The following is a 22,295-nucleotide window of genomic DNA, read 5'->3' as shown; positions in this document are numbered from 1 at the left end:
GATGTCAGCTCTCAGCGAATCTCGCTGATTTCAGGTCCTCGTTTGAACGGGTTGAGACCGGGCCCGTCCTCTCCCGTCTCGCCCGCCTGCTCGTTGGGCCGGCGCAGCGGGATCGGCTCCTCGCGGGCCATCGGCTCGTCGCCGCGGACGACGACGACGTCCTTGATGAAGTCGACGAACGCCCCGGAGACCGCCTCGTCGTGGGCGCCCTTCCCGGAGATCACCGCGAGCAGGAACCAGCGCGGGCCGTCGATGCCGAGATAGCGGGCCGGCCTGGGGCTGCCGTCGGCCTTGATCTCGCCGCTCAGCTCGCTGCCGAACGGGCCCTCCTGCTCCTCCAGGTCCTTCGCCTGGGTCATGATCTTGGTCTTGACCTCGTCCCACAGGCCCGAACTCCGCGGCGCGGCCAGGGCCTGCAGCTGCAGCGTGCTCTCCTCGTAGATGACGACGACGCCGACATGCTGGTCCCCGACCGAGGCCAGCCTTATGTCGAAGTCGGGGTTGTGGGGCAGCCTCAGGCCGCCGAGGTCGATCCGGTCGGTGTCCGGATGGGGCTCGTCGGCGTCCCACGGGCCGGACTCCCGCGTGGGGGCGGCGGAATCCCGCTCGGCCGCCTGCTCCGGCTGCTCACGACGACGACGTCGGAACACTGTGCTCACTCTCCCTGCTCGCCGGGCCGCTGAACGGCCCGCTGCCTTCCACGGACCGCGGCGCGGTCCGCCCAAATCTCGTGCACCCGGTCAACGTCCTGTCGATCCGAAGCCGTTGGCGCCGCGTACGGAACCCGGCAGCCGCTCGACCTCGTAGAAGGCCGCGCGCTCGACGCGCTGGATCACGAGCTGCGCCACGCGGTCGCCGCGCTGGAGCCGGAACGGCTCCTTGGCGTCCGTGTTGATCAGCGTCACCTTGATCTCGCCCCGGTAGCCGGCGTCGACCGTGCCGGGCGCGTTGACCATCGTGACCCCGTGCCTGGCCGCCAGCCCCGAACGCGGATGGACGAACGCCGCGTAGCCGTCGGGAAGGGCGATCGCGACGCCCGTTCCGACGATGGCCCGCTCGCCGGGCAGCAGCTCGACGTCCTCGGCCGCGTAGAGGTCGGCGCCCGCGTCGCCCGGATGGGCGTAGGACGGCATCGGCAGCTCGGCGTCGAGCCGGTGGATGAGGATCTCCACGTTGCTCAAGGGTTCACCTCGTAGTCCTGGTGTTCGGCGGCGATGGCGGCCAGGTCGCCGTGCTCGGCGAAGTGCTCCATGCTCACCTCGATGAACAGCGCCGCCGCGCGGACGGCGACCGGTCCGCCGGGGGCGCCGATGCGCCCCTCAGCCTCAAGGTACGCCTTCCTGCCCACGATGCCGTTGCACCAGGCGCGCAGGTGGAGTGTCGTGCCCACGGGAACGGGGAGAAGGTAGTCGGTCTCCAGCCGTCCCGTCACATATGGCTTGTGGAAGAGGTAGACGGACATCCCGATGACCTCGTCCATGGCGGCGGCCAGCACGCCGCCGTGCGCCAGCATGGGCGCGCCCTGGTGCGCCTCCCCCACCGTGAACTCGGCCTCGACGGTGGCGCCGTCAGGCGTCCTGGCCGTGAGGTGCAGGCCGGTCGGGTGGTCCGTGCCGCAACCGAAGCAGCGGCTGTAGTGGGAGCCCAGGGCGGCGCCCGGCGACGGCGCACCGGGGTGTGCCGCGGGCAGGACGGCGTCCGGCGGCGGGGTGGTGAGGGAGGAACGGGTCACGTGTGACGAGGTTACTCCGTGTCCGCGCCCCCGCCGCCCTCAGTCCGCGCCCGGCCGCCCTCAGTCCTGGTCGTAGAAGGCCCGCCCTTCGGGGGAGGCACGTCCTTACCGGGCTTGGGCGGCCGCGGCGGCTCCCCCTCATCCGGCCTCCCCTCATGGTGCGGCGGCGGCAGGGCGGGCGGCTTGTGCCTGAGCTCCGGCAGCGCCCGGTAGATCACCGCCGCCACCGGCACCGCCACGGCGGCCCCCGCGATGCCCGCCAGGATGCCCCCGATGGACAGCACCAGGATGATCGCCAGCGGATGGAAGTTGAGCACCCGCCCCACGATCAGCGGCTGCAGCACGTGGTTCTCCAGCTGCTGCTCCACGATGAGGATCCCCAGGAAGACCAGCGCGAGCACGATCCCCTTGGCGCCGAGCGTGACGAGCGTGGCGACCGTGCCGGCGAAGAAGATGCCGACGATGGGGATGAAGCTGGCCAAGAAGATCAGCACCGCCAGCGGCGCCCACAGCGGCACGCCCATCCCCGCGAGCACGATTCCCATGATCAGTCCGTGCACCGCGGCCACGGCCACGGTCCCCTGCACGTAGTGGGAGAGCGTGGTCCAGGCGGCCCGTCCCGCGCGGTCCACGCGCGGCGCGAACCCGCCGAACGCCTTCAGGAACCACGCCCAGATCCGGTCGCCGTCCTTGAGCAGGAAGAACGTCACGAACAGCAGCAGCACGATGGACGCGAGCACCTCGACGGCCACGGCGCCGGCGCTCAGGACGGTGCTGGTGATGGCCGTGCGTTGCGCGTTGAGCAGGTCGGCGATCTCGTCGACGTAGCCGGTGATCTGTGCCTGCTGGAGGTGCAGCGGCCCGGTGATCAGCCAGTTCTGCACTTGGCGAGCGGTCGCCTGCACCTGGTTGACCAGGTTGGGGAACTCCTCGCCGGCCCGCGCCCCGACCAGCCAGCCGGTGCCGAAGAGCACGGTCAGGGCCACCAGCATGGTGATCCAGGTGGCGTAGATCGGCCGCATGCCCGCCCGGCGCAGTCTGTTGGTCAGCGGGAACAGCAGCGCGGTCAGCAGCAGCGCGATCGCCACCGGCAGCGCCACGAACGAGAGCCGGGCGATGACCAGGGCGAAGAAGTAGACGACCACGCCGACGAGGATCAGGCACACGCACCACGCGGCCATCTTGGCCAGCACGGGCGGGACGAGCTTGGTTGGGCGGTCGGGCAGCACGGTTCAAGACTGGCATGTCCTGGCCGAGGATGCGCGCCGATAAACGCTCGCGCGCCCGCACAACGCGGAGATCGGGCCTGTGCAAGGGGTGGGCGTCGTGTCACCGTCATCGTCATGAAGGCTCTGGTGGTCCTCATCGTGCTCGCGTCCCTCGCCCCCGCCCCCGGCGCCGCCCTGGCGCTGGATGTGCTGTCCAGCCGCCCCGAGCAGGTGTCCGGAGGTGATGCCCTCGTCAGGGTCCGCCACCACAAGGGTGCGCGGCTCACCGTCACGCGCAACGGCGAGGACGTCACCTCGGCCTTCAGGGAGACCCCGGACGGGCTCACGGGCCTGGTGACGGGTCTGGCCGTCGGGGACAACACGATCATCGCCGCGGCCGGGCCGCACCGGCGGACGCTGAAGGTCCGCAACCACCCCATCGAGGGCCCGATCTTCTCGGGGGCGCACCAGTACCCGTTCCTGTGCAAGACCGAGCGCAGCGGCCTCGGCCCGCCCGCCCTGGACAACCAGGACGGCCAGGGCATGCGGGTCGCGGGCGGCTGGAGCAGGGACTGCTTCGCGCCGACGGTCACCGACCGGCTCTACAGATCGACGGACGGCACGTACAAGCCCATGCCGGACGAGCGGCCCGCGGACCTGGCCACGACCACGCTGCTCGACGGCCGCACGGTCGACTTCGTGGTACGCAGGGAGCGCGGCGTGATCAACCGCTTCCTCTACTCCATCGCCATGATCGAGAACGGCTGGAACGGCAGGGCGATCTACCGCTTCGACGGCGGCGTGGCGATCGGGCACGACCAGGGCACGCTCGGCGGGAGCGCGCTGGACCCGTACGGCCTCGGCAAGGGCTACGCGATCCTGCATTCCTCGGGCACCCGCACCTCGACCCACTACAACCTGATCCTGGGCGGCGAGACGGCCCTCATGGTCAAGGAGCGCTTCATCGAACAGTACGGCCGCCCGCTCTACACCGTGGGCGTCGGCGGTTCGGGCGGCGCGATCCAGCAGTACGTCTACGGCCAGAATCTGGGCGACCGGGTGATCGACGCCGCGATCCCGCAGTACTCCTATCCGGACATGGTCACCCAGACCATCCACGTCGGCGACTGCGAGTTACTCGAACGCTACATGGACCACAACCCCCGCTGGGCCAGGTGGGACGACCGCACGGCCCTGATCGGCATGAACGCCAGTGACACGGTCGCGAACCCGTACACCGGCCGGCCCGGCTCCGACGAGTGCGTCGAGGGCTGGCGCGGCCTGACCCCGCTGGCCATGAACCCGCTGTGGACCTCGAACAACGACCCCGAGTGGGAGCGCATGGACCCGCCGGGCGTCAAGGACACCGTGCAGTGGACGCACTGGGACGACCTGCGCAAGGTGTACGGCGTGGACGAGCGCGGGTACGCCCGATCGACCTGGGACAACGTCGGCGTCCAGTATGGACTGAAGGCGCTGGCCGACGGCGTGATCACACCGGCCGAATTCCTCGACGTCAACGCGAAGGCGGGCTCGTGGAAGGAGGCCGCCGACATGGTACGGGAGGGCTGCCCGTTCGTGCAGCCGGCCTGCCCGGCGGACTTCGACCCGTGGAGCGCCCGCAACGCCCGCCTCGGCGACCCGGCTCCCAGGCGTGCGGGAGATCCGATCGCGATCAGGAACGTGCAGCGCAGCGGCCTGGTGTTCAGGGGCGACATCGACCTGCCGATCATCGACTGGCGCCACTATCTGGAGGACCGGCTCGACATGCACAACTCCCACCAGTCGTTCGCCGTCAGGCAGCGGATGCTGAACCACGACGGCCGGGCGGGCAACCAGGTCATCTGGTTCACGGACGCGCGCCCTGACGGGCCGAGGTCCGACCAGACGCCCGAGGCGCTGCGGGTGATCGACGCCTGGATGGCCAATATCCGGAAATATCCGGCGCGCGGCGTGGCCGGCAACCGGCCGCCCCAGGCCGTGGACCGCTGCTTCGCCACCGACGGCACGCAGATCGCGGCAGGCCCCCACGTCTGGGACGGCATCCTCGACCGCCGCTCCCCCGGCGCCTGCACGCAGCGCTTCCCGCTCTACTCGACCTCCCGCATCGTCGCGGGCGGCCCGCTGGAGGGCGGCGTCCACAGGTGCCGGCTCCAGCCGGTCGCGCGGGCCATCGCAAAGGGCCTGTACGGCTCGTGGCGGCCGACAGCGGACGAGCGGTCGAGGCTGGAGCAGATCTTCCCGACGGGGGTGTGCGACTACTGACCCGCCGTACCTGTCGGGAGATGTCAGGTACGGCTGGCAGCGTGGGTCACACATAACCCAAGGAGTTTGCAGCATGAGCGAGATCGAACAGACTCTGGCAGAGATCGAGCAGCGGATGCTGGACGCCGACGCGGCCTACGACGCGAAGTTCTTCGAGGAGCACTGCGCCGAGGACTTCATGGCCATGGGAAGTTACGGCATCGTGTCCAGGCAGCAGGTTCTCGACATGTACGCCGGCGGGACCGCGAACCCGGACCGGCGCAACCAGGCACACGATGTCGTGGTCAAGCCGCTCGGCCCCGCGGGAGCCGTGGTCGCCTACAAACTGACGAGTACTACCGGTGACGAAACGTCCTCGTGGTACGCGTCGACGGTCTATCGCCAGACCGCCGACGGCTGGCGCGTCGTCCTCCTGCATCAGACGCCCATCTAAGCGGTCGGTACAGGCAGCTCGCGCATGGTCCGCATGGGCGAGATGATCACCCACAGGAACGCCAGGCAGGAGCCGCACGCGGCGACCAGCAACGTGTTCCTGATCCCGATCGTCTCGCCCAGCACGCCCCCGAGCAGCCCGCCCAGCGGGATCGTGCCCCAGACGACGAACCGCACGGTGGCGTTCATCCTGCCGAGCAGCGGCTCCGGCGTGATGGCCTGGCGGAAGCTGAGCTGGGTGACGTTGTAGACCACCGCCCCCGCCCCGACGGCGAGCTCCTGCAGCGCGAAAAGTGCCAGCCGCCAGTCCACCTCCAGCCACGGCAGCACGAACATCAGCGGGGCGGGCACGGCGATGGCCAGCCACATCGCCGGCCCCTGCCCGAGCAGGCGGCCCAGCCTGGCGGTGACCAGCGCGCCGATGAGGCCGCCGAGCCCGCCGGCGGCCATGAGCAGCCCGATCGCGCCCGCGCCCAGGCCGAGCTCCCTGGCCAGCAACAGCAGGATCATCGGCTGGGCCATGGACGCGAACAGGTTCGCCGTGGCGGTGCAGCCGACGATGCGGCGCAGCAGCCGGTGCCCCAGCACGAACCTGACGCCTTCACCGATCTCCTTCGCCAGGGGGGCGCGACGCGCCTCCTGGCGCGCTTCCCGACTGCGGATCGTCGCCAGGCACAGCGCCGACCAGGCGAACCCGGCCACCGTGGCGATCAGCGCGAAGGGCGCGCTGAGAAGCTGGATCAGGTACCCGCCGGCGCTCGGACCGCCGAGCTGGGCGACCGTGCGCACGACCTCCAGCGCCGAGTTGCCCTCGACCAGCCGCTCCCGCTCGACCAGGTGCGGCAGGTAGCTCTGGTACGCCACGTCGAACAACACGGTGAACACGCCCAGCACGAGCGCCACCGCGTAGAGCTGGTAGATCGTCAGAGCGTCCAGCCACCACGCCACCGGCACCGACACGAGCGCCGCGGCCCGGGCCCAGTCGCTGACCACCATCACGACGCGCTTGCGCAACCGATCCACCACCGCGCCCGCCGGCAGCCCGATCACCACGAACGCCAGCGTCTGGCAGGCGGCCAGCGCGCCCACCTCGAACGCCGAGACCCGCAGCGCCGACACCGCCACCAGGGGCAGGGCGAGCACGAGGATCTGGGTGCCCACCTGGCTGGCGCTGTCGGCCAGGAAGAGCCCGCGGAAGTCATGATCGCGCAACAGGTTCACGGGTAGAGGATCCATGACCGATTGAGGAATGTCAACCAGTTGTAAGGTGGCCTGCCATGGGCATCAAACGCCGCCCCGCCACCGAGGCGGAGGCCCGCGCCCTGGCCTCCTCCGTGCGCCTGCGCATCTTGCGGCTCTGCCTCGACCAGGCTCTGACCAACAAGGAGATCGCGGGCCGGCTCGGCGCCAATCCCGCCACGACGCTCCACCACGTGCGCAAGCTGGTCGGCACGGGCTTCCTGGCCGCCCAGCCGAGCCGGCCGGGGCCACGCGGCTCTACTGAGATCCCCTACCGGGCCACCGGCAAGTCATGGGACATGGACGTCCGCGAGAGCGGCGTGACCGGTAGCAACGCCGCGATCCTGGACGCGTTCCTGGAGGAGATCAAGCTCATCGACATCGAGGAGGGCAACTTCACCAGGCTGGGGCTCAGGCTCACCGCGGAGGGACACGCCGAGCTGCTGCGGCGGCTGCGGAAGGTGTTCGAAGACTTCCGCGAGCGGCCCCCGGCGCCGGATGGGGAGGCGTACTCGCTGTTCGTCTCCCTGCACCGCGACATAGCTCGCGACGCGTGAAAGCGCGAGCGCCCGGGTTCGAACGCACGGACGCCGGGCCGCCCGATCGAGGGGGCCCGGCGTCCTGCCATCCGGACGTCAGCCCAGGTGGACCTCAACGGTGAGCTCGTCACCGTGCTCCAAGACGAATTCCTCGACGTTGCCCGCCGCGCACAGATCGTCCTGCGCCTGCCGCACGAGCCCGACCTCGGGCCCGGTGACCGTCAGCCGGGACACCTCGGCCCGCATCGACAGCTTGGCCTCGGACTTGGCCTTGCGCACCCGCCCGAGCACCTCCGAGGCCACGGACAGCACCGCAGGGTTCCCCGCCCCGCGCTCCATCCCCGAGGGCCACGAAGCGCGGTGCACCGAACCCTCGCGCCACCAGGACCACACCTCCTCGGTCACGAAGGGCAGGAACGGCGCGAACAGCCGCAGCAGCACGTCGAGGGCCTGCCGCAGCGCCGCGTGCGCCGAGGCCGCGCCGGGGCCGGACTCGTACGGCGCAGCCGCGCCGGCGGCGTACGCGCGGGCCTTGACCAGCTCCAGGTAGTCGTCGCAGAACGCCCAGAAGAAGCGCTCCACGGCCTCCAGCGCCCGCGTGTGGTCGTAGGCGTCGAACGCCTCGCCGGCCTCGCGCACCACGTCCGACAGCGCCGCGAGCATCGACAGGTCGAGCGGCTCGGTGATCTCGCCCTCGCTCTCGGCCAGGCCGAGCACGAACTTGGACGCGTTGAGGATCTTGATGGCGAGCCGCCGCCCGATCTTGAGCTGCCCGGCGTCGAAGGCGGTGTCCACGCCGTAGCGCCCGTTGGCCGCCCAGTAGCGCACGGCGTCGGAGCCATGCTGCTCCAGCAGGTCGAGCGGGGTGACCACGTTCCCCTTGGACTTGGACATCTTCTTGCGGTCCGGGTCGAGGATCCACCCGGAGATCGCGACGTCGCTCCACGGCGTCCCGCCGAACTCGTAATGCGACCTCACCACGGTCGAGAACAGCCAGGTACGGATGATCTCGTGCGCCTGCGGCCGCAGGTCGGCCGGGAAGACCCGCTGGAACAGGTCGTCGTCGGTCTCCCACCGGCCGGCGATCTGCGGCGTCAGCGACGAGGTGGCCCAGGTGTCCATGATGTCCGGGTCGGCCATGAACCCGCCGGGCACGCCGCGCTGGTCCTCGGTGTAGCCGGGCGGCACGTCGGAGGACGGGTCGACCGGCAGCATGTCCTCCGGCGGCACGATCGGCGCGTCGTGGACGCGCTGCCCGGACTCGTCGACCGGATACCACACCGGGAACGGCACGCCGAAGAACCGCTGGCGGGAGATCAGCCAGTCGCCGGTGAGCCCCTCGACCCAGTTGTCATAGCGGACCCGCATGTGCGGCGGATGCCACACCAGCTCGCGGGCCCGCTCCAGCAGCCGTTGGCGCAGCTCCTCGTCCCGGCCGCCGTTGCGGATGTACCACTGGCGGGTGGTGACGATCTCCAGCGGCTTGTCGCCCTTCTCGTAGAACTTCACCGTCCGTGTGACGGGCCGCGGCTCGCCGTCGAGGTCGCCGGACTCGCGCAGCAGCTCCACGATCCGCTCGCGCGCGCTGTGCACGGTCTTGCCGGCCAGCTCTTTGTACGGCTCCGCGTCCACGCCCTCGGGCGGCTCGGGCAGCAGCCGCCCGTCCCAGCCGATGACCGGCCGGGTCGGCAGGCGCAGCTCCCGCCACCAGGTGACGTCGGTGATGTCGCCGAACGTACAGATCATCGCGATCCCGGAGCCCTTGTCCGGCTCGGCCAGGCGGTGGGCCAGCACCGGCACCTCGACCCCGAACAGCGGCGTCAGCACCGACGTGCCGAACAGCGGCTGGTAGCGCTCGTCGTCGGGGTGCGCGACCAGCGCCACGCACGCCGGGATCAGCTCGGGCCTGGTCGTCTCGATCCAGACCGGCCCCTTCTCGCCGTAGAACGAGATGCGGTGGAAGGCGCCGGGCCACTCACGGTCCTCCAGCTCGGCCTGCGCGACGGCGGTGCGGAAGTTGACGTCCCACAGCGTCGGCGCCTCGGCCAGGTAGGCCTCGCCGCGCAGCAGGTTGCGCAGGAACGCACGCTGCGAGACCGCCCGCGCCTCGTCGCTGATCGTGGTGTAGAGCAGCGACCAGTCCACCGACAGGCCGACCCGCCGCCACACCTCCTCGAACGCCTGCTCGTCGATGGCGGTCAGCTTGTGGCACAGCTCCACGAAGTTGCGCCGCGAGATGGAGATCTCGCGTTTGCCGGGCTTCTCCGGTGGAACGAAGTCCGGGTCGTAGGGCAGGGACGGGTCGCAGCGCACGCCGTAGACGTTCTGCACCCGCCGCTCCGTGGGCAGGCCGTTGTCGTCCCAGCCGATCGGGTAGAAGACCGCCTTGCCGATCATCCGCTGGTAGCGGGCCATGATGTCGGATTGGGTGTAGGAGAAGACGTGACCGACGTGCAGCGACCCGGACACGGTGGGCGGCGGCGTGTCGATGGAGTAGACCTGCTCGCGCGGCTTGGACCTGTCGAAGAGGTAGGTGCCGTCAGCGTCCCAGCGAGCTACCCATACCTGCTCCAAGCCATCAAGGGTCGGCTTTTCCGGCATGGTGGCATGGCCTAGTCGCTGTTGAGTCATGCCTCCTTATGGTACGGCTTCGCGGGCTCCACAAGCGGTAGAGACTAGTGTTCGTTACAAATGGGGAAGGGAGATCGGAATGGCGGACGACAAGCCCGACGTGGCCTGGCGCATCATCGGGGGCTTGGTGGGGCTGGTGACGGCGTGGGCGGCGAGGAAGATCCTCGGGTTCGTCTGGGTGAAGGCGACCGGCAAGGAGCCGCCCATCGACACAGACTCACCCGAGGTCAGCCTGGGTGAGGCCATCGGTTACGCGGTGCTCATGGGCGTCGGCATGTCCGTGGCGCAGATCGTGGTCAACCGGACCGCCAAGAAGCGTTACGACGCATGGAAGGCTCTGAAGCAGGTGACTCCAGGGCAGTGAGGAACTCGCTCGCCCAGCGGTCCACGTCGTACGTGGCCACCCGGCGGCGCATCGTACGCATCCGCCGGGCCAGCTCGTGCGGCGTGGCCCGCATCGCGGCCAGCATCTGCCGCTTGACGTCCTCGACGTCGTACGGATTGACGAGATAGGCCTGCCGCAGCTCGTCGGCGGCCCCCGCGAACTCGCTGAGCACCAGCGCGCCGTGCAGGTCGTGGTGGCAGGAGATGTACTCCTTGGCCACCAGGTTCATCCCGTCGCGCAGCGGGGTGACGACCATGACGTCGGCGGCGAGGTAGAGGGCGGCCAGCTCCTCTTGGTCGTAGGACTGGTGGAAATACTGGATCGGCTGGTAGCCGAGCTGCGCGTGCTCGCCGTTGATCCGCCCGACCTGCAGCTCGATGTCGTCGCGCAGCCGCCGGTATTCGTCCACCCGCTCCCTGCTCGGCGTGGCGATCTGCACGAACACCGCCTCGCCCGTCTTCAGCCGCCCGTCCTTGAGCAGCTCGCCGAACGCCTCCAGCCGCTGCCCGATCCCCTTGGTGTAGTCGAGCCTGTCGACGCCGAGGAGCATGTGCTCGGGGTCGCCGAGCTCCACCCTGATCTCCTTGGCGCGCGCCACGACGTGCGGCTCGCGTACCAGCGAGTCGAGCTGCCCGAAATCCACGGAGATCGGGAACGCCTGCGTGGTCACGATCCGGTCGTCGAGGAAGATCTCGTTCCCCTTGTACGGCAGCCCCAGCAGCCGCCGGCACAGCCTGCGGAAGTTCGAGGCGCCGCCGGGCAGCTGGAAGCCCACCAGGTCGGCCCCGAGCAGCCCCTCCACCAGGTCCTTGCGCCACGGCAGCCGCCAGAACAGCTCGACCGGCGGGAACGGGATGTGCAGGAAGAACCCGATCCGCAGGTCCGGCCGGAGCCGGCGCAGCATGGCGGGCACCAGCTGCAGCTGGTAGTCCTGCACCCAGACGACCGCGCCCTCCTCGGCGGCCTCGGCGGCGGCGTTGGCGAAGCGCTCGTTGACCTCGCGATAGGCGTCCCACATCGTCCGGTGGTACACCGGTGGCGCGACGACGTCGTGGTAGAGCGGCCACAGGGTGGCGTTGGAGAAGCCCTCGTAGTAGAGCTCCACCTCGCGCGCTGACAGGGGGACGGGAATGAGGTTCATGCCGCCCTGCTCGAACGGCTCCAGCTTCTCGTCGGGCGCCCCGTGCCAGCCGGCCCAGGCTCCGTGGCGGCGCTGCATCACCGGCGCGATCGCGGTGACGAGCCCGCCGGGACTCCTGCGCCACGAGGCCGCTCCGTCAGGCCCGATCATCCTGTCCACCGGCAAGCGGTTCGCGACGATCAGAAACGAGCTCCGGCCAGTCACGCAGTCCTCCTCATTCAGGGGGTCAAGTGGCGGGTGAGCCGCCGAGAGCACGGCTCACGGCGCCCGCCACCGACTCCGGCCCCGCATGGGGGATGATCGCAGCGATGTGGGCATCGGGCCTGATGAGCCATGCCTCATCGGGCCTGGCGCCGAGCCTCTCAGCGAGCGAGCCAGTCCCATCCATCTCCGCGAGCCCGCGTACGGCGAGCGGCGCCGTAATGACCTTGCCCAGGACCTGCACAAACAAACTCGAATCGCACATATCGCCCAACAGAAGGAGAAATCCATCGCGGCAGAACTCGCGCAACCGCCCGTCCGCAATCCCCATGTCAGGCAGGATCACGCCGGGCGCGGGCGGGCACAGGGCGCCCTTGGGCGGCCTGCCCTTGAAGGGCCGCGTCGGCTCTCGGGTGGTCAGCGGCGAGTCGACGTACCAGTACGGCTCCGCGAACCGTCCCGAATCGACCTCGGCGACCAGCCCGCCCTCAAGCACGGCCCGCCGATGCATCCGCTCCTCCACGCTCCGGGGCGCGAGGAAGCGCATGGTGGCGGCGACGACCTCGAGGTTCTCCAGCGCGGCCGCGTGCCGCTCGGCGTGGTACGACTCCAGCAGTCCGTCCCCGGCCCAGCCGTTGAGCACGAAGGCCAGCTTCCAGGCCGCGTTCTCGGCGTCGGGCACGCCGGAGTTGAGGCCCCGTGCGCCGAACGGCGCCACCAGGTGGGCGCAGTCGCCCGCCAGCAGGACCCGGCCGACGCGCATGCGAGAGACGATCCGCGAGTGGAAGCGGTACGTGCTGTGCCAGAGCAGCTCGTACGGCCGGTCACCAATGATCTGGCGAATCTTTCGCGAAATATCAGCTTTTGTCGGGATGTAGTCAGGCGCGATCTGCCAGTCGACCCTGAACGTGCCTCCCGGGCAGGGATGGATCAGCACCTGCCGGCCGGGGTTCCAGATGGGATCGAAGTAGAAGCGCCGCTCGTTCTCCCAGCCGGGCAGATCCGCCTTGATGTCGCAGATGAGGAACTGGTCGTCGAACGTCTCCCCGTCGAACGTGACGCCGAGCGCCTGGCGTACCGGCTGGGCCCGGGCGCCCGCGCAGGCCAGCACGTAGGGCGCGCGCAGCAGCCGCTGCCCGCAGTGCACCGTGACGCCGGAGGCGTCCTGCGTGAGCCTGGTGACCTCGTGATTCCAGCGGACCTCGATGAGCGGCTGCCCGGCGATGGCCTCGTCGAGGATCTGCTCGGTGCGGGCCTGCGAGATGTTCACGCACGGCGGCAGCGGCCCCTCCCGCTCGAACGACCAGGAGAACAGCTCGCGGTCGCGGTAGTAGGTGCGGGCGGTCGTCCAGGCCAGGCCCTCCTCGGCCACCTTGCCCGCGCCCGCGGCGGCCCAGATGTCGAGCACGTCGCGCTGCTGGCAGATGGACCTCGACCCGCCCGGGTCCCGGCCCGGCCGCCGGTCGAGCACCAGCACCTGGATGCCCCAGCGGGCCAGCAGCAGCGCGGCACTCTGCCCTACCGGGCCCGCGCCGATCACGATGACCTGCGGTTCGGTGTTCACGACTGCAGCTCTTCCCAGACCTCGCGGTCGCGCTCGGCGGTCCAGATGCGCGGCCGCTCCACACCGTGCAACTCGTCCCACAGCCGGGAGACGTTGAACGGCAGGCAGTGCTCGAAGATCGGCCAGGCGCCGTATTCAGGCTCCAGCGCCCGGTGGGTCCGGTCGAAGGCCTCCTTCAGCGTGCTCGCCGCGCCGGCCTCGCGCAGCATCACGGTGAGGAAGTCGCGGGTCTGCGCGATGGCCGCGTCCACCCCCGCCTTGCCGCGCGCCACCGCTCCCCTGCCGCCGACCAGCGTCTCCGCCCCGAACGACGCCACCCGGTCGAGAGTCCCCGCCGACCACTCGCGATGGAAGGCGTCGCCGGTGTAGAGGGCGGCCTGCGACTCGACCAGGTCGCCGGCGAACATGATCCGCTGCCGCGGCAGCCACGCCACCAGGTCGCCCTCGGTGTGGCCGCGGCCGCAGTAGGCCAGCACCAGGTCGCCCCGGTCGCCGCCCAGGTCGATGGTGAACCGGTCGCTGAACGTCGCCGTCGGCCACGTCAGGCCCGGGATCGACTCGGGCTGCTTGAACAGGCGGGGCATCCTGGCGTACTCGCTCGCCCAGTCCTGCTCGCCCCGCTCGGCGATCAGCGCGCGAGTCTTGTCGTGCGCCACGATCACGTCCGCGCCGAACGCCGACGCGCCCAGCACCCGGACCGCGTGATAGTGCGACAGCACCAGGTACCTGATCGGCTTGTCGGTGTGCTCGCGCAGCCTGGTCAGCCACTCGCGGGCGGCCACGGGGGTCGCGAGGGCCTCGAAGCAGACGAGGAAGTCCTCGCCCTCGACGGCGCCCACGTTCGGGTCGCCCTCGGCGGTGAGCGCGTACACGCCGTCCGCCAGCACCTCCAGGGACTGCCTCTTCTCGCCGAGATCCGCCGACGAGGCGAACGGCTTGGCCATGGCTCCTCCTACCGCGCCGCTGTCACCACTCCTAGCATCCCTTCCCTCTCCTGCGACCCGGCTCCCGGGCAGCGACCTTCACCATGCGGACGGCCCCAGGCGGTTGCGATCTCATGGCGATCTCATGCCGACTTCTGAGACCGCCGCTGGGACTGGACGACGTGGAAGCGGCCTGCCACATAGCCGGGGTCGGTGAGCGAGGCCGTGGCGGCCGGGTTGGCGCCGGTGCCGTGATAGTCGCTGAACGCGGCCGACTGGTTGACGAAGACGCCGCCGGTCAGGTTGCACGACAGGTTCACGCCCGCGTCCAGAGCGGCGCGCTCGGCCTGGTCGAGCACCTCCGGGGAGGTCGAGTAGGCGGCGGCGGTCAGCGCGCCGCGGGCCTTGATCGTGCGGCGCAGCACATCGAGGCTCTCCTCCGTGGAGGCCGTCGGGATGACGAACGAGATGGGCCCGAAGTGCTCGCGCCCGTAGACGTCGGACGCGGCCGCGTCCACGCGTACGATCACCGGTGTCCTGATCACCGCGCCGGGGAAGGACGGGTGCTTGAGAGCCCGCGACGGCAGCACCACGTCGCCGAGCGACGGCGCGGCCTCCACCCGCGCCAGCACGCCGGGGTTGACGATGGCGCCGGTCAGCTCGACCGCGCGGGCGTCGTCGCCGAGCAACCTGCCGATCGCCGCGGCCAGCCCCGAGGCGACCTCGTCGAAGCTCTTGTGCCCCTCATCGGTCTCGATGCCGCCGGCGGGGACGAGGATGTTCTGCGGCGCGGTGCACATCTGGCCGCTGTAGAGCGACAGCGAGAACGCCACATTGCTCAGCATGCCGCGCCACGAGTCGGTGGAGTCGACGACGATCGTGTTGACCCCGGCCTTCTCGGTGTGCACGAGGGCCTGGCGGGCGTTCTGCTCCAGCCATTCGCCGAACTCGGTCGAGCCGGTGAAGTCGACGATGCGGACGCCGGGGTGCGTGGCGAGCGTCTTGGCCAGGCCCTGGCCCTCCTCGGCGGCCAGCGACACGAGCGCCGGGTCGAAGCCGGCCTCGGCCAGGACCTCGCGGGCGATTCGCACGGTGATCGCGAGCGGCAGGATCGCGTGGGGATGCGGCTTGACGATCACGGGGTTGCCGGTGACGAGCGAGGCGAACAGCCCCGGGTACGCGTTCCACGTCGGGAACGTGTTGCAGCCGATCACCACCGCCACGCCCCTGGGCACGACCGTGAAGCGCTTGTCCATGACCAGCGGGTCGCCCTTGGCCGGCTTCTCCCAGCGGGCGGCCGAGGCGGAGGAGGTCATGGCGGCGTAGCCGTACGCGACGGCCTCCAGGGCGCGGTCCTGCGCGTGCGGCCCCCCGGCCTGGAACGCCATCACGAACGCCTGCCCGGTCGTGTGCTGCACCGCGTTGGCCAGCTCGAAGCTGTGCCTGTTGATCCGATCGACGATCTCGACGCAGGTCAGTGCGCGGGTCTCGGGGCCGGCGTCACGCCAGGCCGGCAGCGCCGCCTTCGCGGCGCCGATCAGGTCGTCGACGACCGGCTCGGGGTAGGTGACACCGAGATCCATCCCGTACGGCGAGCGCTCGGCACCGATCCACGACCCGGTGCCCGGCTGCTCGAGAGGGAACGGCTTGCCGAGGTAGGACTCGAACGCCTCTTTGCCCCGCTCGGCCACCCCCTCGCCGTACACGCGCGGGCTCGGCGACTCGGGATAGGCGCTCCAGTATCCCCGATCAGCGATCGCGGAAACGGCTTTCTCCAGAGTCTCGCGGTGCTGTTCGAACATGGTTCTCACCCTCTTGACAGGGATCGGTCAGACGGTGAAGTGTTTACCGAACATTCGGTCAGTTGACAAGGGAGACTTGCGTTGGACACGGCGCGTCGCATGATGGACGCGGACACCGCCTCCGCGGCCCTGGGCATCGAGCTGACGGAGCTGGCCGCGGGCCGGGCGGTGTGCCGGATGACCGTGACCGACCAGATGATCAACGGGCACGACCTGTGCCACGGCGGCTACGTCTTCCTGCTCGCCGACACGGCCTTCGCCTGCGCGTGCAACACGCACGGCCCGGTCACGGTGGCGGCGGGCGCCGAGATCACGTTCGTCTCCCCCGCCCGCGCCGGCGACGTGCTGGTGGCCGAGGCCGCCGAGCGCACCCGCTACGGCCGCAGCGGCATCTACGACATCACGGTACGCAGGCCGGACGGAGAGGTGGTCGCGGAGTTCCGCGGCCGGAGCCGGGAGGTGAGATGAGACGCGCGGATCCCCCGCGGCCGGAGGAGCTCGACCCGATCGAGCGGGTGTCGCGTGACGAGCTGATGGCGCTCCAGCTTGAGCGCCTGCGGTGGACGCTCAGCCACGCATACGAAAATGTTCCGTTCTACAGGCATAAATTTGACAGTGCGGGCGTGCGTCCGAGCGACTGCAAGGACCTCGGCGACCTGGCCAAGCTCCCCTTCACCACCAAGCAGGACCTGCGCGACCACTACCCGTTCGGCATGTTCGCCGTCCCGCGCGAGCGAGTGGTCAGGATCCACGCTTCCAGCGGCACCACGGGGCAGCCGACCGTGGTGGGCTACACCAGGCGGGACATCGACGTCTGGGCGGACGTCATGGCCCGCTCGATCCGCGCCTCGGGCGGCCGGCCCGGCGACATCGTGCACGTGGCGTACGGCTACGGCCTGTTCACCGGCGGCCTGGGCGCGCACTACGGCGCCGAGCGGCTGGGCTGCACGGTGGTGCCGGTCTCCGGTGGCATGACGCCCCGGCAGGTGCGGCTGATCACGGATTTCCGGCCGGACATCGTCATGGTGACCCCGTCCTACCTGCTGGCCATGCTGGACGAGTTCGAGGCGCAGGGGCTGGACCCGCGCGCGTCGTCGTTGCGGATCGGGATCTGCGGCGCCGAGCCCTGGACCGAGCGGATGCGCGAGGAGATCGAGGACCGCTTCGACCTGCACGCCGTCGACATCTACGGCCTGTCCGAGGTGATCGGGCCGGGCGTGGCCAACGAGTGCGTGGAGAGCAAGGACGGCCTGCACGTGTGGGAGGACCACTTCTACCCGGAGACGGTCGACCCCTTCACCGGCATGCCGGCGGACGCGGGCGAGCTGGTCCTGACGAGCCTCACCAAGGAGGGCATGCCGGTGATCCGCTACCGTACGCGCGACCTGACGAGGCTGCTGCCCGGCACCGCCAGGCCGGCGTTCCGGCGTATGGAGAAGGTGACGGGCCGCACCGACGACCTGATCATCCTTCGGGGCGTGAACGTGTTCCCGACCCAGATCGAGGAGCTGGTGCTGCGCACGCCGGGCCTGTCGCCGCACTTCCAGCTCCGCCTGACCCGCCCGGAGCGGCTCGACGTGATGACCGTCGAAGTGGAGGCGCGGCCGGGCTTCGAGGGCCGGTCGGAGGCGGCCGCGGCGCTGCGCAAGGCGGTCAAGGACACCGTCGGCGTACGCGTGGAGGTCGAGGTGGTGGACCCGGAGACGCTGGAGCGGTCGGTGGGCAAGCTGAAACGGGTCATCGACATGCGTCAACGATAATTTGGCATATAAGGATAATTAGGCATATGGCCACCCCTTCCCCCATCCGTCAGCGCAGGCACGACCCCGAGTCCGTGCTGTCGATCGCCGTGGACGTCTTCAACGAGCGCGGCTACGACGGGACCAGCATGGAGGACTTGGCCAGGGCGCTCGGCGTCACCAAGTCGGCGATCTACTACCACGTGCCGGGCAAGGAGCAGCTGCTCGCGCGGGCGCTCGACCGGGCGCTGGACGGGCTGTTCGAGCTGGTCGCCGACGAGCGGGCGGCGGCGGGCCCGGCGATCGACCGCCTGGAGTGGGTCGTACGCGAGAGCGTGCGGCTCCTCGTCGACCGGCTGCCGTACGTGACGCTGCTGCTCAGGGTGCGCGGCAACAGCCTGACCGAGCAGGCCGCGCTGGAGCGGCGCAGGGAGTTCGACGGGTTCGTCAGCCACCTGGTCAAGGAGGCGGCGGCGGAGGGGAGCATCCGGCCGGACCTGGATCCGGCGCTGGTGACGCGGCTGCTGTTCGGCACGGTCAACTCGATCGCCGAGTGGTACCGCCCCGCGCGCGGGGCCTCGCCGGACGATCTGGCCGACGCGCTGGTCAAGATGGCCTTCGGCGGGCTAAGGGGATAGCTCGTCGCGCCGCGGCGCAGGAGGCAGCTTACCGCGCAGGTCATTGCGGATGGCCTCGCCGAGCTTCTTGGTCGCCATCCGGTTGAGCGCGCCGCCGGCGACAGCTCCGGTGAGGAAGGGGCCGAGCGTGGTCAGGTGGCGTCCGAGCGTCCGCATGAGGCGGTTGCGCAGAGCGGTCTTGGTGGCCGCGCCGAGCGCGAGCGTGACGGAGGCGGGCGCGAGGGGGTCGATGCCGCGTTGCCTGGCCCAGGCGGCCGTGAACGCGACCGCGCGCTGGGCGCCGGTGCCCTGAACGCGTACGCCATAGACCTCGTGCAGCTCGGCCAGCAGCTTGACCTCGATGGCGGCGACGACCATGGTCTCGGCGACGAGTTGCGCGGGAGCGGAGAGCAGGAGGGGCGGTGCGGCGAACTCGGCCGCCGCGAGCGCTCCGCCGATGGCGCCGACCGTCATCGTGGCCTTCTGGGCGGTCCGTACCAGATCGTCGGCGAGCTGTTCGCCGGTCAGGCCGTGATGATGCTCGGAGAGGGTGTGCAGATCTCGGATCGGAATGCGCGGCGCGATGTTGAGAAAGACGTCGGCCAGCCAGCGGCCCCGGCCCGCGCCGGACGCGCGTGCCTTCTTCGCCCCGGCGGACAGGGCTTGGGCTAGACGGCCGAGCAGCTTGCGCCGCTCGGCCGGCTCGAGCTCACCGGGTGTGGTGAGCCTGCCTACGAGCTCGCCGACCTCTTTGTCGGGGTCGGCGATCTCTTTGCCTCGTTGACGGTCTTCCTCTGGTACGGCCACGCGATGCCTCCGTCCTCATGGTCGCAACCGCTCAGGGTTCGTCGGCTCGGTCTCCGGCTGTCGTACCCTGAGCCACGGCGATCAGGCGGCGCATTCCCGGCAGACCTGCTGGCCGTTCTTCTCGGAGGCCAGCTGGCTGCGGTGGTGCACCAGGAAGCAGCGCGAGCAGGTGAACTCGTCGGCCTGGCGGGGAATCACCCGCAGGGAGAGCTCTTCGTTCGACAGGTCCGCACCGGGCAGTTCGAGCGACTCGGCCAGGTCGGTCTCGTCGATGTCGATGCTGCCAGACGCCTTGTCGGTGCGCCTCGCCTGGAGTTCCTGGAGGCTGTCCTCCCCCAGGTCGTCGTCTGTCTTGCGCGGGCTGTCGTAGTCGGTAGCCATTGTGCTTACTCCATCCCCCTCATCCATATGTCTTCGCGCTCGTCGCGCGTCTTCTAACGTCCAGGAGGCCCGTCTTGTGCCCGTTCCGCCGGGGAGATTTTCCCATCGGTACCCCGCGGGAACGAGCAACGAACCTCCCAACACGTCAGGGCCTGCTGCCGTCGGCAATGGTTAGCCAAATATGGCGAAACCCACAGCCTTGGCGTCATGCACCACCGTGTTCGACGGCACATCCAACCACATGTGCGGCGAGAACGAGACGCCCCCCGTGCATCAACACGCGGACGAACGTCCCGGAGCAACACCGGGGTCAGCGCCTCGGGAGCCTAATGGTCACCACAAGTCCTCCGCCATCGCGTGGCACGGCTGCAACATTTCCGCCGTGAGCCTGCACAACCGCACGGACGATGGACAGCCCCAGACCCGCTCCCTTGGCGGATTCCACGCGGTCGGCGTGGAGCCTCCTGAACGGCTCGAACAGGCTGTTCACCTCGTACGCCGGGACGTGCTGTCCCGTGTTGGCCACCTGAACAACCAACGCACCGTCCACCATTCCCGTCCGGATCCAAACTTTTCCATTTTCGGAAATGTTGTACTTCACGGCGTTCTCGAGCAGGTTGCTGACGGAGCGCTCCAAGAGCACGGGATCGCCGATGGTAGGCGCGCTGACCAGTTCGGTCGTTACGGTAACCCCGTGTTCCTCGGCGAAGGGCATGACCTGTTCCACGGCCGTCTGCGCGACTTCCTGAACGTCGAGCGGTTTGCGCACGCCGAGTTCGCGCTCGCTCCTCGCGAGCAACAGCAGTCCCTCGATGAGCTTCTCGTTACGCGCGTTGACTTCGAGGAGGGTACGGCCAAGCGCTTTGAGATCCTCTGACGCCTCAGGATCCGACAGGGCGATCTCCAGGACCGTCCGGTTAATGGTGAGCGGGGTGCGCAATTCGTGGGACGCGTTGGCCACGAATCTGCGCTGGGTGTCGAAGGCGATGTTGAGCCGGGTGAGCATGGCGTCGAAGGTGTCGGCCAGCTCCTTCAGCTCGTCGTTGGGGCCCTCCAGGGCGATGCGCTGGTGCGCCAGGGTGCTCTCGGAGAGCTTGCGCGCGGTGGCCGTCATCTTCGCCACCGGCCGCAGCGCGCGGTCGGCCACGAAGTAGCCGATGATGAGCGACAGGATTCCCACCCCGACCAGCGCCATCAAGGAGCTGCGCAGCAAGCCGTCCTGCGCGGCCGCCACGGCCTGGTCCTGAAGCTTGTCCCAGAGGAGCTGATCCCGTGCGGTCGGCAGGTCGAGCGCCGGCCATGCGTTCACGATGGCCTGGCCGACGATCGAATAGACAGAGAAGAGCAGCACCGCGGACGCCGCGAAGACGAGGGCGCCGTAGGTGAGCGTCAGCCGCCAGCGGATGCTGACCTTCTCGGGGAGCGCCTTCATCCGCTCCATCGTCGTGCGCTGGACCGGCGCGTACGTCGGCGGGGGCGGGCCGTCCCAGGCGGGCGGGCCGCTGGGAGGCGGCGCTTCCTGCACAGGCGTCGTCTTCCGCGCCGAATGCGGGCTGATCATCGGGTGTGTCGGCCCGGCCTGGCGCTCTGGCCCTTCACTCACAACTTGTACCCAACCCCGGGCACAGTCTCGATCACCTGAGGCTCGCCCAGCTTCTTCCGCAGCGTCATCATGGTCACGCGGACCACGTTCGTGAACGGGTCGATGTTCTCGTCCCATGCCTTGTCCAGCAGGTCCTCCTGGCTGACCACGGCGCCCTCGGCGCGCATCAGCTCCTCCAGGACCGCGAACTCCTTCTTGGTCAGCACGATCTCCCTGCCGTCGCGCTCCACCAGCCGCTTGCCCGGGTCAAGCCGGATCCCGGCCCGCTCCAGCACGGGCGGCAGGGCGGGCGCCGAGCGGCGGCCGAGCGCGCGGACCCTGGCGACCAGCTCGATGAACACGAACGGCTTGGCGAGGTAGTCGTCGGCCCCCAGACCGAGCCCCTCCACCTTGTCGTCCACGTCGCCCGACGCGGTCAGCATCAGGATCCGCGAGGCGGTCCGCTGCTCGACCAGTCGGCGGCACACCTCGTCGCCGTGCACCACCGGCAGGTCGCGGTCCAGCACGATCACGTCGTAGTCGATGTAGGACGTCCGCTCGAGCGCGCCGCCGCCGTCGTAGGCCACGTCCACCGCCATGGCCTCGCGCCGCAGCCCGGTCGCGATCGCGTCGGCGAGCACCCGCTCATCCTCTACAACCAGCACTCGCACGCCTGGAACACCTCTCTCCGATTCTGGTCACTCATTCTGCCCACAGGCTCGATAAGCGCACGGTAAGGCATGTTCAGGCGTTGGTGACCAACAGGTGAGGCAGCCCACGGAGAAATTCATGTTTCGGGGGGCGACAAGCCGGGGTATGCCTGCGGGACACCCATCGCCCGGACATCGACCGGCAATGGGTGCACTTCGCCGCCCGCACGGTACGAACCCCTAGAGAGTAGGTGAGATGGGCGAGTTCACGACTACGATCGAACACCGCCTCGACCAGGCTTATAAGGGCCTTCGCGAGGCCCGCAGCGTCGGCGACGACTACCTCGCCGACACACTCACCGCCGAGATCGAGGATCTGCGCCGGTTGGCCGACGATCACGGCGTCCCGTTGCCCCGCTAGCCAAGCGAAACGGCCGGAGCTCCGCTCCGGCCGTTT

Annotated in this window: 22 protein-coding genes; 8 read left to right on the top strand and 14 right to left on the bottom strand. The window is 69.8% G+C overall.

Going from position 1 to position 22,295, the window contains the following annotated elements:
- Positions 1–11 precede the first annotated feature (11 nt).
- The 4 genes from EJK15_RS08050 to EJK15_RS08035 form a co-directional block, all read right to left on the bottom strand.
- Positions 12–659, bottom strand: coding sequence for a DUF3710 domain-containing protein (locus tag EJK15_RS08050; protein WP_240776828.1), 648 nt, complete (start codon positions 657–659; stop codon positions 12–14).
- Positions 660–740: 81 nt separating this feature from the next.
- Entirely contained in the window at positions 741–1,181 is a 441-nt protein-coding gene (gene dut, locus EJK15_RS08045; RefSeq protein WP_138709742.1) for a dUTP diphosphatase, read from the bottom strand.
- On the bottom strand, positions 1,178–1,732 hold the full coding sequence (locus EJK15_RS08040; protein WP_138709741.1) for a PaaI family thioesterase: 555 nt from the start codon (positions 1,730–1,732) through the stop codon (positions 1,178–1,180). Before EJK15_RS08040 ends, dut begins: the two co-directional genes overlap by 4 nt.
- Positions 1,733–1,743: 11 nt before the next feature.
- A complete protein-coding gene (locus EJK15_RS08035) occupies positions 1,744–2,961 on the bottom strand; it encodes an AI-2E family transporter (protein WP_138709740.1) in 1,218 nt (405 codons plus the stop codon).
- 114 nt (positions 2,962–3,075) lie between these two features.
- On the opposite strand from EJK15_RS08035, the gene EJK15_RS08030 reads away from it, so the two are divergent.
- Both EJK15_RS08030 and EJK15_RS08025 read left to right on the top strand, forming a co-directional pair.
- Positions 3,076–5,205, top strand: coding sequence for a DUF6351 family protein (locus EJK15_RS08030; protein WP_138709739.1), 2,130 nt, complete (start codon positions 3,076–3,078; stop codon positions 5,203–5,205).
- Between the two features lie 73 nt (positions 5,206–5,278).
- Positions 5,279–5,638 carry a nuclear transport factor 2 family protein gene (locus EJK15_RS08025; RefSeq protein ID WP_138709738.1) on the top strand — a complete coding sequence of 120 codons (360 nt, stop codon included), beginning with the start codon at positions 5,279–5,281 and terminating at the stop codon, positions 5,636–5,638.
- On the opposite strand, the gene EJK15_RS08020 is transcribed toward EJK15_RS08025, so the two are convergent.
- Positions 5,635–6,858 carry an MFS transporter gene (locus EJK15_RS08020; RefSeq protein WP_240776827.1) on the bottom strand — a complete coding sequence of 408 codons (1,224 nt, stop codon included), beginning with the start codon at positions 6,856–6,858 and terminating at the stop codon, positions 5,635–5,637. The genes EJK15_RS08025 and EJK15_RS08020 overlap by 4 nt on opposite strands.
- Before the next feature lie 56 nt (positions 6,859–6,914).
- Here EJK15_RS08020 and EJK15_RS08015 point away from each other — a divergent pair, with 56 nt between their 5' ends.
- Positions 6,915–7,433 (top strand): ArsR/SmtB family transcription factor, encoded by a 519-nt coding sequence (locus EJK15_RS08015; RefSeq protein ID WP_138709736.1) that lies wholly within the window; start codon positions 6,915–6,917, stop codon positions 7,431–7,433.
- Positions 7,434–7,511: 78 nt separating this feature from the next.
- Here the strand turns inward: EJK15_RS08015 and valS are convergent, their stop codons facing one another.
- Complete coding sequence (gene valS / locus EJK15_RS08010) at positions 7,512–10,016, bottom strand: valine--tRNA ligase (protein ID WP_138709805.1); 2,505 nt, start codon at positions 10,014–10,016, stop codon at positions 7,512–7,514.
- A gap of 109 nt (positions 10,017–10,125) precedes the next feature.
- Here valS and EJK15_RS08005 point away from each other — a divergent pair, with 109 nt between their 5' ends.
- Positions 10,126–10,410: a DUF4235 domain-containing protein gene (locus EJK15_RS08005; RefSeq protein ID WP_138709735.1), complete on the top strand. Its 285-nt coding sequence runs from the start codon at positions 10,126–10,128 to the stop codon at positions 10,408–10,410.
- Here the strand turns inward: EJK15_RS08005 and EJK15_RS08000 are convergent.
- The 4 genes from EJK15_RS08000 to paaN form a co-directional block, all read right to left on the bottom strand.
- Positions 10,343–11,776 (bottom strand): alpha,alpha-trehalose-phosphate synthase (UDP-forming), encoded by a 1,434-nt coding sequence (locus EJK15_RS08000; RefSeq protein WP_138709734.1) that lies wholly within the window; start codon positions 11,774–11,776, stop codon positions 10,343–10,345. The genes EJK15_RS08005 and EJK15_RS08000 overlap by 68 nt on opposite strands.
- A gap of 22 nt (positions 11,777–11,798) precedes the next feature.
- Positions 11,799–13,337, bottom strand: coding sequence for an FAD-dependent monooxygenase (locus EJK15_RS07995; RefSeq protein WP_138709733.1), 1,539 nt, complete (start codon positions 13,335–13,337; stop codon positions 11,799–11,801).
- Positions 13,334–14,281, bottom strand: coding sequence for an MBL fold metallo-hydrolase (locus tag EJK15_RS07990; protein ID WP_138709732.1), 948 nt, complete (start codon positions 14,279–14,281; stop codon positions 13,334–13,336). Before EJK15_RS07990 ends, EJK15_RS07995 begins: the two co-directional genes overlap by 4 nt.
- Positions 14,282–14,403: 122 nt before the next feature.
- Positions 14,404–16,062, bottom strand: a complete 1,659-nt coding sequence (gene paaN / locus EJK15_RS07985) for a phenylacetic acid degradation protein PaaN (protein ID WP_138709731.1) — start codon at positions 16,060–16,062, stop codon at positions 14,404–14,406.
- A 99-nt stretch (positions 16,063–16,161) separates the two neighbouring features.
- On the opposite strand from paaN, the gene paaI reads away from it, so the two are divergent.
- From paaI to EJK15_RS07970, 3 genes are read left to right on the top strand one after another with little or no spacing between them, the layout of a single operon-like run.
- On the top strand, positions 16,162–16,530 hold the full coding sequence (paaI, locus tag EJK15_RS07980) for a hydroxyphenylacetyl-CoA thioesterase PaaI (protein WP_138709804.1): 369 nt from the start codon (positions 16,162–16,164) through the stop codon (positions 16,528–16,530).
- On the top strand, positions 16,527–17,822 hold the full coding sequence (gene paaK, locus EJK15_RS07975) for a phenylacetate--CoA ligase PaaK (RefSeq protein WP_138709730.1): 1,296 nt from the start codon (positions 16,527–16,529) through the stop codon (positions 17,820–17,822). The genes paaI and paaK overlap by 4 nt, the downstream gene beginning before the upstream one ends.
- 26 nt (positions 17,823–17,848) lie before the next feature.
- Positions 17,849–18,439, top strand: a complete 591-nt coding sequence (locus EJK15_RS07970; RefSeq protein WP_138709729.1) for a TetR/AcrR family transcriptional regulator — start codon at positions 17,849–17,851, stop codon at positions 18,437–18,439.
- Here the strand turns inward: EJK15_RS07970 and EJK15_RS07965 are convergent.
- The 4 genes from EJK15_RS07965 to EJK15_RS07950 all read right to left on the bottom strand — a co-directional run bounded on the left by EJK15_RS07965 (position 18,428) and on the right by EJK15_RS07950 (position 21,859).
- Entirely contained in the window at positions 18,428–19,225 is a 798-nt protein-coding gene (locus EJK15_RS07965) for a hypothetical protein (RefSeq protein WP_240776826.1), read from the bottom strand. The two genes, EJK15_RS07970 and EJK15_RS07965, sit on opposite strands and share 12 nt — an antisense overlap.
- An 81-nt stretch (positions 19,226–19,306) precedes the next feature.
- Positions 19,307–19,606, bottom strand: coding sequence for a DUF4193 domain-containing protein (locus EJK15_RS07960; protein WP_138709728.1), 300 nt, complete (start codon positions 19,604–19,606; stop codon positions 19,307–19,309).
- A gap of 310 nt (positions 19,607–19,916) precedes the next feature.
- Entirely contained in the window at positions 19,917–21,167 is a 1,251-nt protein-coding gene (locus tag EJK15_RS07955; protein WP_138709727.1) for a sensor histidine kinase, read from the bottom strand.
- Between the two features lie 38 nt (positions 21,168–21,205).
- Positions 21,206–21,859: a response regulator transcription factor gene (locus EJK15_RS07950; RefSeq protein WP_138709726.1), complete on the bottom strand. Its 654-nt coding sequence runs from the start codon at positions 21,857–21,859 to the stop codon at positions 21,206–21,208.
- Between the two features lie 235 nt (positions 21,860–22,094).
- Between EJK15_RS07950 and EJK15_RS70310 the strand changes: the two genes are divergently transcribed.
- Positions 22,095–22,259, top strand: coding sequence for a hypothetical protein (locus tag EJK15_RS70310; RefSeq protein ID WP_171074172.1), 165 nt, complete (start codon positions 22,095–22,097; stop codon positions 22,257–22,259).
- Positions 22,260–22,295 lie beyond the last annotated feature (36 nt).

Origin of the sequence: Nonomuraea basaltis, from assembly GCF_005893125.1 — a bacterium.
Classification (GTDB): Bacteria; Actinomycetota; Actinomycetes; order Streptosporangiales; family Streptosporangiaceae; genus Nonomuraea; species Nonomuraea basaltis.
This window is presented reverse-complemented; position numbering and strand designations above follow the sequence as displayed.